This is a genomic window from Rhodococcus sp. YH3-3, assembly GCF_001653035.1.
In the GTDB taxonomy this organism is placed as follows: domain Bacteria; phylum Actinomycetota; class Actinomycetes; order Mycobacteriales; family Mycobacteriaceae; genus Rhodococcus_F; species Rhodococcus_F qingshengii.
In genome coordinates this window covers 76,439-89,287 of the sequence record NZ_BCWH01000004.1, presented here as the reverse complement: position 1 = coordinate 89,287, position 12,849 = coordinate 76,439, and the positions used below count along the sequence as shown (strand labels likewise).

At 58.6% G+C, this 12,849-nt stretch carries 11 protein-coding genes and 4 pseudogenes; 8 read left to right on the top strand and 7 right to left on the bottom strand.

All coding sequences use genetic code 11. From position 1 onward, the window contains the following. Nucleotides 1-24 precede the first annotated feature (24 nt). Both YH3_RS31755 and YH3_RS31750 read right to left on the bottom strand, forming a co-directional pair. A complete protein-coding gene (locus YH3_RS31755; RefSeq protein WP_064444760.1) occupies nucleotides 25-1,179 on the bottom strand; it encodes an acyl-CoA dehydrogenase family protein in 1,155 nt (384 codons plus the stop codon). A gap of 207 nt (nucleotides 1,180-1,386) precedes the next feature. Then, nucleotides 1,387-1,926 (bottom strand): MarR family winged helix-turn-helix transcriptional regulator, encoded by a 540-nt coding sequence (locus YH3_RS31750; RefSeq protein ID WP_238592747.1) that lies wholly within the window; start codon nucleotides 1,924-1,926, stop codon nucleotides 1,387-1,389. A gap of 119 nt (nucleotides 1,927-2,045) precedes the next feature. On the opposite strand from YH3_RS31750, the gene menB reads away from it, so the two are divergent. From menB to YH3_RS31730, 4 genes are all read left to right on the top strand, one after another. Next, a complete protein-coding gene (gene menB / locus YH3_RS31745) occupies nucleotides 2,046-2,894 on the top strand; it encodes a 1,4-dihydroxy-2-naphthoyl-CoA synthase (RefSeq protein WP_042446607.1) in 849 nt (282 codons plus the stop codon). Nucleotides 2,895-3,032: 138 nt separating this feature from the next. After that, a complete protein-coding gene (locus tag YH3_RS31740) occupies nucleotides 3,033-4,040 on the top strand; it encodes an EamA family transporter (RefSeq protein ID WP_238592746.1) in 1,008 nt (335 codons plus the stop codon). A gap of 141 nt (nucleotides 4,041-4,181) precedes the next feature. Then, complete coding sequence (locus YH3_RS31735) at nucleotides 4,182-5,084, top strand: ABC transporter substrate-binding protein (RefSeq protein WP_064444759.1); 903 nt, start codon at nucleotides 4,182-4,184, stop codon at nucleotides 5,082-5,084. 213 nt (nucleotides 5,085-5,297) lie between these two features. Then, on the top strand, nucleotides 5,298-5,849 hold the full coding sequence (locus YH3_RS31730) for a TetR/AcrR family transcriptional regulator (RefSeq protein WP_042446590.1): 552 nt from the start codon (nucleotides 5,298-5,300) through the stop codon (nucleotides 5,847-5,849). 126 nt (nucleotides 5,850-5,975) lie between these two features. Here the strand turns inward: YH3_RS31730 and YH3_RS31725 are convergent. The 3 pseudogenes from YH3_RS31725 to YH3_RS31710 form a co-directional block, all read right to left on the bottom strand. Then, a pseudogene (locus YH3_RS31725) lies at nucleotides 5,976-7,289 on the bottom strand (AMP-binding protein); the annotation flags it as partial. A gap of 22 nt (nucleotides 7,290-7,311) precedes the next feature. Beyond that, nucleotides 7,312-8,455, bottom strand: a pseudogene (locus YH3_RS31720) (IS3 family transposase). 79 nt (nucleotides 8,456-8,534) lie between these two features. After that, a pseudogene (locus tag YH3_RS31710) lies at nucleotides 8,535-8,888 on the bottom strand (AMP-binding protein); the annotation flags it as partial. A gap of 367 nt (nucleotides 8,889-9,255) precedes the next feature. Here YH3_RS31710 and YH3_RS31705 point away from each other — a divergent pair. Next, complete coding sequence (locus YH3_RS31705; RefSeq protein ID WP_064444843.1) at nucleotides 9,256-9,771, top strand: aromatic-ring-hydroxylating dioxygenase subunit beta; 516 nt, start codon at nucleotides 9,256-9,258, stop codon at nucleotides 9,769-9,771. Then, nucleotides 9,768-10,307 (top strand): SDR family NAD(P)-dependent oxidoreductase, encoded by a 540-nt coding sequence (locus YH3_RS31700; protein WP_082920719.1) that lies wholly within the window; start codon nucleotides 9,768-9,770, stop codon nucleotides 10,305-10,307. Before YH3_RS31705 ends, YH3_RS31700 begins: the two co-directional genes overlap by 4 nt. A 34-nt stretch (nucleotides 10,308-10,341) precedes the next feature. Here the strand turns inward: YH3_RS31700 and YH3_RS31695 are convergent, their stop codons facing one another. Beyond that, the gene (locus YH3_RS31695; protein WP_238592759.1) at nucleotides 10,342-11,325 is read right to left on the bottom strand and encodes an IS3 family transposase; all 984 of its coding nucleotides are present in this window, start codon (nucleotides 11,323-11,325) and stop codon (nucleotides 10,342-10,344) included. Beyond that, nucleotides 11,292-11,459, bottom strand: a pseudogene (locus YH3_RS36940) (transposase); the annotation flags it as partial. The gene YH3_RS31695 and the pseudogene YH3_RS36940, both read right to left, overlap by 34 nt. Before the next feature lie 118 nt (nucleotides 11,460-11,577). Here YH3_RS36940 and YH3_RS31685 point away from each other — a divergent pair. Both YH3_RS31685 and YH3_RS35745 read left to right on the top strand, forming a co-directional pair. Then, nucleotides 11,578-11,841, top strand: coding sequence for a DUF2637 domain-containing protein (locus tag YH3_RS31685; RefSeq protein WP_064444754.1), 264 nt, complete (start codon nucleotides 11,578-11,580; stop codon nucleotides 11,839-11,841). A gap of 640 nt (nucleotides 11,842-12,481) precedes the next feature. Then, nucleotides 12,482-12,814 (top strand): toxin-antitoxin system HicB family antitoxin, encoded by a 333-nt coding sequence (locus YH3_RS35745; RefSeq protein WP_064444753.1) that lies wholly within the window; start codon nucleotides 12,482-12,484, stop codon nucleotides 12,812-12,814. Nucleotides 12,815-12,849 lie beyond the last annotated feature (35 nt).

The following is a 12,849-nucleotide window of genomic DNA, read 5'->3' as shown; positions in this document are numbered from 1 at the left end:
GTTCTCCAGCCTGTTTCGGGAATTTCAGAGTGAGACGGTTCCGCGGGTGTAGATGTCTTTGGAGATGATGCGCTTCTGGATCTCGGAGGTGCCGTCGGCGACCAGATATGCCATGACGTCGCGGTAGCGTTGTTGGAGTGGGAATTCGGTGGAGTAGCCGAGATTTCCGTGCACTCGCATGGCGAACTCGATCGCATTCTTGGCTACGAGCGGGGGCCACCACTTGCTCATCGATGCCAACGAGGTATGCGGCTGTCCGGTCTGCCGCAGCCACAGCGCGCGGTAGCACATCCACCTGGCGCCTTCGAGATATGTTGCGTGCTCTGCCAATTCGAATGCGATGCTCTGGTAAGACGACAACGTGTTGCCGAACGTTTCACGTTGCTCTGAGTAAATGCGTGCTTCCTCGAGGCTCTGCTTTGCTGCGCCGATGCACATGAGTCCGAGTGCAGCGCGGCTGAAGTCGAAATGCGCCATCACGGACTGAAATCCGCGACCGTACTCACCGACGAGGTGTGAGGACGGGACGAACGCACCGTCGAGTTTGATGCTTCCCCATCCGATGGGGAGGCAACCCATTCCGGGCATATGACTGGTGGTGACGCCGTCGGAATCGAGCGGAACGACGAAGCAACTTACGCCGGTCGAGCGTGTCGATCCGGGTTCGCGGGCGTAAACGAGCGCTACCGTCGCGTTCATCGCCCAACTGATAGCCGTTTTCTCGCCGGTCAGCAGCCAGCCTCCGTCGACGGGATTGGCCGTGGTGGTCAGTGCGCTTGCGTCGGAACCGGACCCTGGTTCGGTCAGGGCGATGGCAATTGTCTCCTCGCCGGCGATGAGGGGAGGGAGGTACCTGGCCTGAACTTCGGGGGTGCAGAGAGTGAGTTGTGAGCCGACGAGGCCGATCTGAACAGGTGCGGAAGCCATGTTGACGTTCCCGTATGCCAGGGTTTCGGTAGCCAGCCCGAGTAAGATCGAGTCCTCATCGCCGGTTCCACCGAATTCCTCGGGAAGTCCGATGCCCAGGATGCCGAGATCCCCGAGCTTCTTGTAGATGTCGAATGGGAAGTCCGTGGTCGCAGCGCGATCACGGTATCCGGGGAGCAAGACGCGAGTGCTAAACGACTCGAGAGTCTTCCTGAACTCTTCGTGCTCGCTATCGAATGCAAACGAAACCATGTGATTTCTCTTTCTTCTTCGCAGCCGGGACCGGACCGTACCTGCGCATGTGTGTGGGGGATCGATGACCTGTCGAGTCGTCGTGACGACGAGATCTCCGTGCATGTTCTTCTTTGAAGAATTGGTCTAGATTTGAATAGTAGGACCATAAACTATTTTAAGGCAAGCCTTTTGCTGCCTTCGGCATCTCAGGTTTTGCAGATTCGATCAGAGACCGGTTTCGTCGTCGCCCATTGCTAAACGAGCGACTGCCAGACCATGGGCGAATATGTCGAGATCTTCCGGACCGATCGCTTCGAGTCCGAAACCGACGGCGGCCAGTTGTTCGTTCGCGAGATCGACAAGCTCCGCACCCTCGATTGTCAAGGTGGCGAGCACGGTTCGTCGGTCTGTCGGGTGCGGGCCCCGTTCCACGAGTCCGGCCTTCTGCAGTTGGTCCACTGTCATCGACACCGTTGTCGCATGCACCATCAGGTACTTTGCGAGTTTCCCCATAGAGTGTGTTCGGCCTTCGGACATCTGTAGCGACGTCAAAATCAGGTAGGCGTTGCGCGAGAGCCTTAGACGTCGAAGTACTGCATCGATGACAGTGACGACTTGTTGATGGGTGCGCAGTAACGCCATGGCGGTGCCGTACTGCCGAGCGCCAGGCCCGTGTTGCACCTCCCACTGTGAACTCATCCAGTCGACGACGTTCTCCGGCCGGTCGACCGTGTCGGAATTGCCCGGCTTTGATGAACCTGTCACGATGCATCTCCTCTCATCGAGAACGGTCGTTACGATTTCCATACGCGAATGTGTGATGGTGTGAACGTGGATTCGCGATAACGCACGTTATCGATTGGAGGTAGGGTACCGCTATGTCCATGACAAATGACACCAACCAGGTGGAGTGGTCGCCGGTTGGCGACTACGAAGACATCAAGTACGAACTCAGCGGTGACGGAATCGCCAAGGTCACGATTTGCAGACCGGAAGTGCGAAATGCGTTCCGTCCGCAGACATTGATGGAGATATCCGACGCCTTGATCGAGGCTCGCGAGGACCCGTCGGTCGGCGTCATCATTCTGACCGGCGAGGGCCCTGATGCGTTCTGTTCGGGTGGTGATCAGCGTGTTCGTGGAGATACCGGGTATCTCACAGAGCCAGGTAAAGCCGGCGGGGTAGGTCGTTTCCATGTCACTGACTTGCAGGTCCAGATCCGACGACTGCCCAAGCCCATAGTTGCCATGGTTGCCGGATATGCGATCGGTGGTGGCCACATTCTGCATCTGGTGTGTGATCTGTCGATTGCTGCCGACAATGCTCGCTTCGGTCAAGTTGGTCCGAAGGTCGGTTCGTTCGACGGTGGTTTCGGTGCCGGTCTGCTGGCAGAGTTGGTCGGGGTCAAGAAGGCGAAGGAGATCTGGTTCCTCTGCCGCCAGTACGACGCTCGGGAAGCGAGAGAGATGGGTCTGGTCAACACTGTGGTCCCACTCGCCGATCTCGAGGCGGAGACTGTCCAGTGGTGCCGCGAGATGTTGCAGATGTCTCCGTTTGCGCTGCGGTTGATGAAGGCCAGCTTCAATGCGGCGGAAGATGGTCTGTCGGGTATCCAGCAACTCGCGCACGACGCGAACCTGTTGTTCTACTCCACGGACGAGGCAAAAGAAGGCCGCGAAGCGTACAAGGAGAAGAGGCGGCCCGAGTTCGAGAAGTTCCCGCGTCGTCCGTGATTCAACGTCTTTCATTTTGGTCTGACAATTAATAACATTGGCATGTTCCGCCGGAGTTTCGGAGCGTAATCGCATGATGCTCCCGGCCTGACTGTTTCCGCCGCGTGCGGTGCCGTGAACTAATGAGGATGGCCGAAAATGACTGAACCCGTTGTGTCTGCGGTGGAGTGGCGGGCCGAGGGAGACGGCGGCAAGGTGACGGCCGGGCGCGCAAGTAGAGGCGCAATCGCGTTGGCGCTCGGACTTGTCTACGTCATCTGGGGTTCGATTTACCTCGCCGTGCGATTGGTCATCACAGAACTTCCGCCCTTGGGGTCAATGGGAATCCGGTTTGTTGCTGCTGGCATTCTGATGGGTCTGTACCTCGGAATTCGCGGAGGATTCGGCCGATTGAAGCTTACGTGGCGCCAAGTGGTTGGCGTTGTCTTCATGGGTTTCATGTTGCTGGCAATCGGGAACGGTATGACGTCTCTCGGCCAATTGCAGGGCGTGCCTTCCGGTGTCACGGCGTTGTTGATTGCGACCGTGCCGCTGTGGATCGCGCTGTATCGAACATTCAGTGGGGATCGACCGTCGCGGCTGAGCCTCACCGGTATCGCACTCGGACTGGTGGGCTTGGTCGTGTTGGTAGCAGGCGGGTCACCGGCATCCGATGGTGGGGAACTGCCACTCTTGGGTGTTGGGATCATTTTGGTGTCCAGCCTGTGCTGGTCCTTCGGATCATGGATTCAACCTCGAATCTGGTTGCCGAGCAACGCGTTTGTCGCCTCCACCTATCAATTGCTGGTGGCGGGTGGAGTGATGATGATCGGCGCCGTGATCTCAGGTGAACGATTCGAAGGATCTGTGAGCGCTCAAACGTGGGGCGCCCTCACGTATCTTGTGCTGATCGGTTCGATCGTCGGCTTCACTGCCTATGTCTGGCTACTCGGAAACGCGCCGGTGTCGCTCGTCGCGACACACGCGTATGTGAACCCGGTTGTCGCAATTTTCCTCGGATGGTTGGTACTGGCGGAGCCCGTCACGCCCGCGATTGCGATCGGCGGCGGGATTGTCGTGGCGTCGGTTGTTCTCGTAATCGCAGGCGAGAAGATTCGGAAGGAAAATACGTCCGTGGCTGCCGTGGATGACCGTATCTCCCCCTGATGGGGGTGGTATATCTCCCCTTCGAGGGGTGTTCAAGGTCCAATTGTTCGACCATTCTTGTGTGACGCGCCACACAGAGGGTGCGTTAGATTTCGGATGGAGCGATCGGCTCCTCGATCCCAATACAAGGGGTGGATAGTAGTGGCGAGCAAATTCTGGACTGCGCTTTCAGCGCTGATGATTGGCGGCCTCGTAGTCGCATGTGGAACACCAGGCAGTGCTGGGACCGATACAAGTGACGTCGTCAAGGTCGCGATCATTCCTTCGTCGAGTGGTGCACTGGCGCAGTTCGGTTCGGATGCCGCAGACGCATGGCAGTTCGCCGTTGACGAGGTCAATGCCTCAGGTGGTATAGCGGGTCGCCAGATCGAACTGGTACGTGTTGATACAGATGCGACGCCGGCTGCAACTGTGCGCGCGGCGCGCGAAGCTGTCACGCAGCGAGGTGCAAGCTTCATCGGAGCGGTAATGACGTCGACCGAGCACGGAGCGCTGAACGCCCAGTTGCCCGGACTGAATGCACTTTCATTCAACGGTCTGGGGAAGGACGACGCTCTGACCGGTAAAGACTGCAACGCCAACGCATTTAGGGCCGTGCAGTCTACGACCATGGACATGAATGCTCTGGCTGCAAGCCTTGCTGAGTTGCCTGGTGAAAAGTGGGCTATTCAAGCCGTCGATTACTCGACGGGACATACGTCCGCTGAGATTTTCAAGGAAGCCGCCGCGAAGGCCGGCAAGACGGTGGTACTCGAGCAGTACGCGCCGCTTAACACCACCGAGTTCGGTTCGTACATTTCCAAGATCGTCGCCAGCGCCGCAGATGCTCTGTTTGCTGTCGAATTCGGTGCTGACGGAATCGCATTCGTCAACCAAGCTGCTCAATTCAACCTCGCCGACAGATTCGAGACCGTTTTGGGATTCAACATGGTTTCCGAACCGCTTTTCGACGCCTTGGGTGACAAAATTCTCGGCTACTACAACAACCTCGGTTACGACGTCAACGAGTTGTTCGGTCTGCATACAAGAACCGACGATGTGTGATGCCGTCACTGCAACGTCCGCGCCTCGTTGTCGCAGTTGCTCGTACAGGTGGCGCCCGGACGCTGTCGGTCCGGCCTCGAGCGACTTCCTCGGCACTGGTTCGTCGAGGGCCATCTTTTGTTCGTTGTCGGAATTCACGATTAGCACCTCGTAACTCCTTGTCGGTTGCGGGCATACTATAACGATCGTTCACGCTTGTGCTAGGTTCAGATGGTGGACAGGAATCGCAAAATTCTCGATACCGCAGCTGAACTCTTCTACGAGAAGGGCTTCCACGGAACAAGTATGGACGAATTGGGGACTCGCGCCGGCATGAGTGGGCCGGCGGTGTACCGCCATTTCGCAGGCAAAGACGAGATCCTGGCGTCGCTGTTCGGTGAGGCAATGGATGAATTGCTCGCTGCGACAGAACCTGTCGACGACGATCCGGCGCGGGACCTGGAGCGTTTGGTCCGGTTCCACGTGGTTTTCGCATTGGGCAATCGGCATCTGGTCAATGTCACGCAACGCGAGGACCGCTCTCTCGTTGACCCCTGGCGGCGCCGAGTCGATCGCAGACGTAAAAAATATGTCGCCGGTTGGGAATCCGCAGTTGCGCTGTACCTGCCACTATCGTCTACCGCGGAGGTAGCTGTCGCCGCACAGTCCTGCCTCGGAATGATCTTCTCGATCGCGTACTGGCCGACCAAAGCTACTCGAACTCCTGGACTCGAAGACATCGTCGTCCGTACCTCGCTGGCCGGACTCGAGGCGTTCAAGCGCTGATCGAGCACCAAGTCGGATAGGTCATCCTCGCAGGGGTGAGTGGAGAATTCCTAACCCTCAGTGCTGATTCCGTCGAATCCTCCCGTCCTGTGCTTTGCACACCGGACGGGAGAATGTGGGTGTTCCTCAGCGACCCGCGGGTTGACCGACAAGCTTGTCGTAGCTGAATTCTGTTGGTATCGGATCGCCTCCATTGTAGGCGCTCAGTTCCCGTTGCTGTAACTCGACGCGTCGAATCTTTCCCGAGATTGTCTTGGGGAGGTCGAAGAACTCGATCCGTCGAACTTTCAAATATGCAGGCAGATGTGCGCTTGCATACTCGAGGATGGATCTTGCAGTCTCTTCGGTTGGCTCCCAGCCTGCAGCGAGTGAGACGTACGCCTTGGGGAGCGCTAGTCGCGTCTCGTCCGGCTGGGGCACGACGGCGGCTTCGACTACGGCTGGGTGTTCGATCAGGACGCTTTCGAGTTCGAAGGGGGATACCTTGTAATCCGAAGATTTGAACACGTCGTCGGTGCGGCCGATGTAGGTGATGTAGCCGTCCTCGTCGCGCTTGGCGATATCACCGGTGTGGTAATAGTTGTCGGCCATGACTTCGGCGTTTCGCTCAGGGTCGCCGAGATATCCGGACATCAAGTTCAAGGGTGAGCGGCGCAGGTCCAGGCAGATCTCGCCTTCGTCTGACGGTTGCCCGCTGGTCGGATCGATCAGGATGACGGGTACACCGGGCATAGGGCGCCCCATCGATCCGGCTTTGAGTGGTTGGTTCGGAGTGTTTCCGATCAACAGAGTGGTTTCGGTCTGTCCGAAGCCGTCGCGAATGGTGAGTCCCCAGGATTCCTCAACCCGTCGGATGCCGTCGGGGTTGAGGGGTTCACAGGCGCCGAGCACTTCGCGTAGGCCTTCGGGCTTGTCGCCGAGATCTGCCTGAATGAGCATTCGCCATACTGTCGGTGGTGCACAAAAAGTGTTGATGTATGCGCGGCGCAGCTGCGCCAAAAGTGCGGCAGCATCGAACCGCTGGTAGTTGTACACGAAGATGGTGGCTTCGGCGATCCACGGTGCGAAGAAGCAGCTCCAGGCGGGCTTTGCCCATCCTGGTGAGCTGATTGCGAGGTGGATGTCGCCGGGTTTGGCGCCGATCCAGGCCATTGTCGTGAAATGTCCTACTGCGTAGCTGATCTGGGAATGTGCTACGAGTTTGGGCTTGCTCGTAGTCCCGGAGGTGAAGTAGATCAGCATGGTGTCGTCGACCGTTGTGGGCGATTCGAACGGGCCCTGCGACGGCTCCGAGTAGGCGTCGTCGTACGGGAGCCAGCCTTCGACCGGGTTGCCGATGACGATCCTCGTGTAGTCACCTTCGATACCGGCGAACTTCCCGGCATCACGACTGTTGGTGATGATGAATTTTGCATCGCCACGGTTAATTCGGTTGGTTAGGCCCCCGTTAGCAGTCCAGCGCCTATGCGATAGCTAGTTGTTTTTCTTGAGTCCAGTTTTCCCAGTATCGGTTTGGCGTCATGCCATCCAGGGATCCGTGGGGCCGTTCATGATTGTAGATAGCTTTCCATTCATCGGCCAAATAGGTCGCTTCACCCATGGTGTCCATGATTTCTCCCGAGAGTTGTTCCCTTCTGAACTGGGCGTTGAACGATTCGACGAAACCGTTCTGCCACGGTGAACCCGGGTCGATGAAGGCGGTGCCCACGCCGACGGTGTCGCACCAGTCGATCAGTGCGGCGGCGGTGAATTCGGGACCGTTGTCGCAGCGGACGTAGGTCGGGGCGGTGCCGGTTTCGGCGATGACGTTCTCCAATACTGCGACTACGTCGGAGGCTGTGAACGACCGACGCGCGATGATGGCCAGCGCGGTGCGGGTGTATTCGTCGATGACATTGAAGAATCGGATGTGCCGCCCGCAGGAAGTCACGTCGGATTGGAAGTCGAAACTGACCACGTGCATCGGGTATTCGGCCGTCAGCCGCTTCTGCTCCCCGGCGCAGGGACCGGCCCGGCGCTTCTTCCGCGCCTTGGGTTTACAGACGAGGCCTTCCTCGCGCCAGAGCCGGCGCACGCGCTTGTTGTTGAGCGCCATCCCAGCCCACTCATGGGCGAGCAGGCACCAGCGGGCTTTCCTCCATCCCCATGCCGGATGCTTGACCGCGATGGCGCGCAGGGCGCCGCGAAGCCGTGTCTCCTCGAGTCCCGTATCGGGTTTCTTCTTCCGGAAGGCAGACCGGTTTTGGCCGATGATCTTGCAGGCAAAACGCTCCGAAGCCCCGAACTTCTCCACCGCCATGCGCACGGCACGGCGGCGGGGTTCGGGGCTCAAAATTTTCCCTTGGCCACCTCGTTGAGGATGTCGATGGCCAGTTCCTTCTCCGCCAGAAGCCGTTGGAGTCGCGCGTTCTCCTTCTCCAGTTCCTTGGTCCGTGTGGACGCCTCGGCGTTCTTTCGGACCCGTACTGGTTCAGCCACCGGTACCAGGTCGCTTCGGTGACCCGGAGTTCCTTGACGACCTCGATCATCGGGTGGCCGTCGTTGAGCATTTTCTGGCCCTGCCGGACCTTCGCGATGACCTGTTCAGGGGTGTGTCTACGTGCCATGATTCGTGAATTTCCTCCTGTGTCCATTGTCGGACACGAAAATCACACAGACACTGGACTTCTACACGGGGCCCCAACCACGGTCGCGAAGGTCGTCTGTTCCGAGTGCGCCCGTCGTGGGCATGACGATCGCGCCCAATTTGGCCACCGTGAGCATCGCCTCCCGCAGTTCGACTTGGTTTCCGAGCATCAGAATCACTCGGTCACCTTTGACGACACCGAAGCGGCGCAGCCAGGTTGCTACTTGGTCTGAACGCGTTGCCATCTCGTCGAACGTAACCTTCTGCTCGGTGCCGTCTTCTTCGACGATCCACAGTGCGGGGCGGTCGTTTCCACGAGCGATGGTGTCGAACCAGTCGATTGCCCAGTTGAATGATCCGGTTAACTGTGGCCACTCGAACTCGGCGACTGCCCTGTCGTAGTCCTCGGTCATTTCGATGAGGGAGTCGCGAGATGCGCGGTACAGGTTGGTGTTCCGTGCTGAGGTTGCCGGTGTCACGTGCCGTAGTCCTTTCAACGTCGATGTTCGATGGTGCGCGGTCGTGGATTCTTGCGCGAGTGCGATTCTGTCGATCTCACCCGAGACCTGTGGCGGGTAGAGATGTGGAACTGTCGAATCTCTCACTCTCGGTCGGACTCTCAGAGTGAGGGAAGTTGCTGCTCTCTGTTCATGGCTTGTTCCGGTGGTCGGAACTGTGCGAGTCGAGGCGGGCGTTCCAGACCCCGGAACAGTCCGTGGAGATCGGCGGTCGGTGAACGCGACAGTAGCAGAGACAAAGACGCTGATTCGAGGAGAGAACATGGTTGATGTTCAAGAATGTGCTGAGGCTGAATCGATGGCCTTGAGCCACGAGGTGGAGCAGTTTCTCTACAACGAGGCAGATCTGCTCGATTCGTGGCGACTGCCGGAGTGGCTGGAACTGTTTGTGCCAACGGGCGTGTACTTGATTCCGGCGACGGACAAGCCTGGCGGGGACCCGGCGAAGGATCTGTTTCTGGTGCAGGATGACCGCTTCCTGCTCGAACAGCGGATTAATTCGCTGATGCGGCGCGCTGCGCACGCAGAGTATCCGCACCCGCGGACTCGCCGGTTGATAACCAATGTCAGGGTGGCCCCTGACGAGGACGGTCGACTGAAGGTCGCGGCGAACTTTGCGGTCTTTCGGATGCGGTCGGGAACCATGGACACCTATGTCGGGTACTACAACCACGTCGTCGATCGAAATGAACTGGGAGAATTCCGCTTTCATGTTCGGAAGTCGATTCTGGACCTCGACGCGCTGCGCCCCCACGGAAAAGTGAGCATCATCCTGTGAACCGCTTGGCAGACAAAGTGGCAATCGTGACCGGTGCCAGCCCGAACATCGGCGGGACATTGGCGATGGGACTTGCGGCCGAGGGTGCGCGGGTTCTGTGCACGGATCTGTCGCCAAGCGTGGCGGAGGATTGCGCTGCGAAGATTGTCGCGCAGGGTGGTGAGGCGATCGCAATCGCCGGAGACGTGACGGATCCCGCTCACGCCGACGAGGCAGCCGCTGCTGCGGTCGACTGCTGGGGCAAGATCGACCTTCTGGTCAACAACGCCATGTTCTTTCAGCAGCAGGGCGTACTGACGATGCCCTACGAGGACTTCCGTCGACAGCTCGACGTGATTCTGGGTGGGTCGTTCCTCTTCACCCGCGCTGTCGCGCGAACAATGATCGAGACCGGTACAGCCGGCAGTATCGTCAACGTATTATCCACGGCGGCATGGCAAGGACAGCCTGGAAACATTGGCTATTCGACAGGCAAGAGCGGTCTTGTGAACTTCACGAGATCGGTTGCCATGGAGTTGGCCGAGTACGGTTGGTAGGACCCCGTTTGGTGAGCCACTCGCTATCAGAGAATCAATGCGTGTGAATACAGCTGGCAGCGTACTCATTCGGAGTGCGGTACGCCAGCGATGAATGACGGTGTCGGTTGTTGTAATCCTCCTTCCAATCCTCGATGACCACCCTGGCTTCGAGGAGGCTGTGGAATTCGTTCATGTTCAGGCACTCGTCGCGAACACGATTGTTGAAGGACTCGATGTACCCGTTCTTCCACGGTTGACCAGGTGGAACGTAGCCGATACCAACCTGGTCCTCGCAGAATGCCCTCAGCGCGTCGGAGATGAACTCGGGCCCGTTGTCACACCGAAGGACCTGTGGTGGGCCGCCCCAGAGTGCAAACGTTTTCTCCAACGCTGCGACGAGATCCTCTGCCGGGATGGATCGCTCGACCATGTTGAGCACCGACTGCCGGGTGTGTTCGTCGACCATCGACGCGATCTTGAATTTCCGGCCGTCGGTGGTGGAGTCAAATTGGAAGTCGATCGCCCACACCACCTTCGGGGCATCGGCCTCGGTAATCGGAGTGGTCGAAGCGCCGGCCCGTTTCCGGATCTTGCGGACCTTCACCCGCAGTCCTTCCTCGCGCCAGAGACGCTGAACCTTCTTCTTGTTGATCACCCAGCCCGCGGCACGCAAGTCCGCCCACGCCCGACGAAATCCCTTGCGGGCATTCGCTTTGGCCCAGTCCCGCAACCACTTCCGCAGATCGGCGTCCGGGTCGTCCGGGGTGTTCTTCGCAAGCACTTTCCGTTGAGTCGATCGCGGTTGCCCGACGACCTTGCAGGCGAAACGCTGCGAGAGCCCCATCGTTTCCTGGAGCATTGTGACTGCGTTTCGTTTGGCGGTCGGGCTCAGAATTTTCCCTTCGCGATCTCCTTGAGCGCGGCCTTTTCGAGTTCGGCTTCGGCGAGGAGCTTCTTGAGCAGGGCGTTTTCGTTCTTGAGTTCCTTGAACTCTTTGGCGTCGTCGGCTTTCATGCCGCCGTACTGCTTGCGCCAGTTGTAGAGCGTCGGCACTGAGACGTCGAGTTGTCGGGCGATTTCTTCGACGTCGGCGCCTGTGGCGGCGAGTTCGTCGCCTTGGCGCAGTTTTCGGATGATCTGTTCGGGCGTGTGCCGTTTACGTCCAGCCATGAGATGAAGCCTTTCATACCCGTGATCAGGGCAGAAGGATTCTCATAACTTGCGGATCACTTCACGGGGGTCATGCCACTCCCGACCGAGAAACACCCTTAGGAAGGAACCCCCTATCATGACCAACTTTAGTCTGCGGGCCATACGGACCCAGCCGCGAGCAGTGCCATTCGCGCTGGCCCTGACGATTCTCGCTGTACTCGTATTCTCATTCGGTGCGGTACGTGACTTTGCCGTGCAGGCAGGCATACCGGAGCACCTTGCATGGCTATTTCCTGTCCTCATAGACGGCATGATCGCCGGCTCGATCATTGCAATGCTCTTCCTCCGCTACCTCGAGACGAGAGAGCGACGGGCCGGCGCAGAAGCCAAGCGCAACTGAGCAGTTCGATACATCAGAAAAGAGGAGCCCCACCGGCGCATTGCGGTTCCGGTTCGCCGAGAGAGTGTGTGGGACCCGTGATCTTTGGACTCCGTGATTGCAACTCCGATTCAGTTCGCATCGTGTCACGGTTAACTCCCTGACGATAAGTCGGAGCTGTACTTCATCCGTGCAGCAGGCCTTCTTCTGAAATGCGTAGATGGTCGAGCTCTGGGTTTGAATCCCATCATTGGCGGCTCTGGCCGTGTTTTCGAAGCCTTGGATTGTGCCGGAGTTGACCGCTGGTGTCAGCATCGCCCGAAGGCCGTTCGGTATGAGATTTTGCAGTGTGGGCGGGTGCACCTTGCGGACTCCGGGGCCGCAAAGTGATACTAGATGCAGTATCACTAGTGCATGGGAAAGAGAGACAAGCTGCGAGCGCGAATGCGGAGCGCACCGCAGAACGTCACTTACGACGAACTGTTCGCACTCTGTATCGACGTCACCGGTCAGGCCCGACAAAACGCTGGTTCTCACGCCAAGTTCCAGACGCCCTGGCCCAGGCCGCGCATCAACATCCAAAAGGGTTCGGTGGCAAGGCCAAGCAGTACCAGGTCGGTCAGGTTTTGGCAGCAATCGAACGTATGGAAGGAGATACGCAGTGATCCCTTCAGTGGAGCACTACACATACCGAGTTGAGTGGTACGAGCCCGACGGAGAGTTCCTGGGAACCTGCACGGAGTTCCCTGGCCTGTCATGGCTTGCAGATACCCAGGCAGCCGCCCTGGACGGCATCCGGACAGCAGTTGCCGAAACGCTCGAGGACATGGCAGAGACCGGTGAGCGGATCCCCGAATCGCTCAGCGAGCGTGGATATTCCGGAAAGTTTCAGGTGCGGATCACGCCGACCTTGCACCGGAAACTTGCCCGCGACGCCGCTGAGGAAGGTGTGTCGCTCAACGCGTTGGTCTCCGAACGTCTCGCCTCTGCCTGATGGGCGTTGGGTCGGGAAAGTTGTCGTCAACGACG

Bases quoted from the DNA above. Each gene is read 5' to 3' on its own strand.
- YH3_RS31755 (WP_064444760.1), bottom strand. From the start codon at position 1,179: ATGGTTTCGTTTGCATTCGATAGCGAGCACGAAGAGTTCAGGAAGACT.
- YH3_RS31705 (WP_064444843.1), top strand. From the start codon at position 9,256: ATGGTTGATGTTCAAGAATGTGCTGAGGCTGAATCGATGGCCTTGAGC.
- menB (WP_042446607.1), top strand. From the start codon at position 2,046: ATGACAAATGACACCAACCAGGTGGAGTGGTCGCCGGTTGGCGACTAC.
- YH3_RS31740 (WP_238592746.1), top strand. From the start codon at position 3,033: ATGACTGAACCCGTTGTGTCTGCGGTGGAGTGGCGGGCCGAGGGAGAC.
- YH3_RS31685 (WP_064444754.1), top strand. From the start codon at position 11,578: ATGACCAACTTTAGTCTGCGGGCCATACGGACCCAGCCGCGAGCAGTG.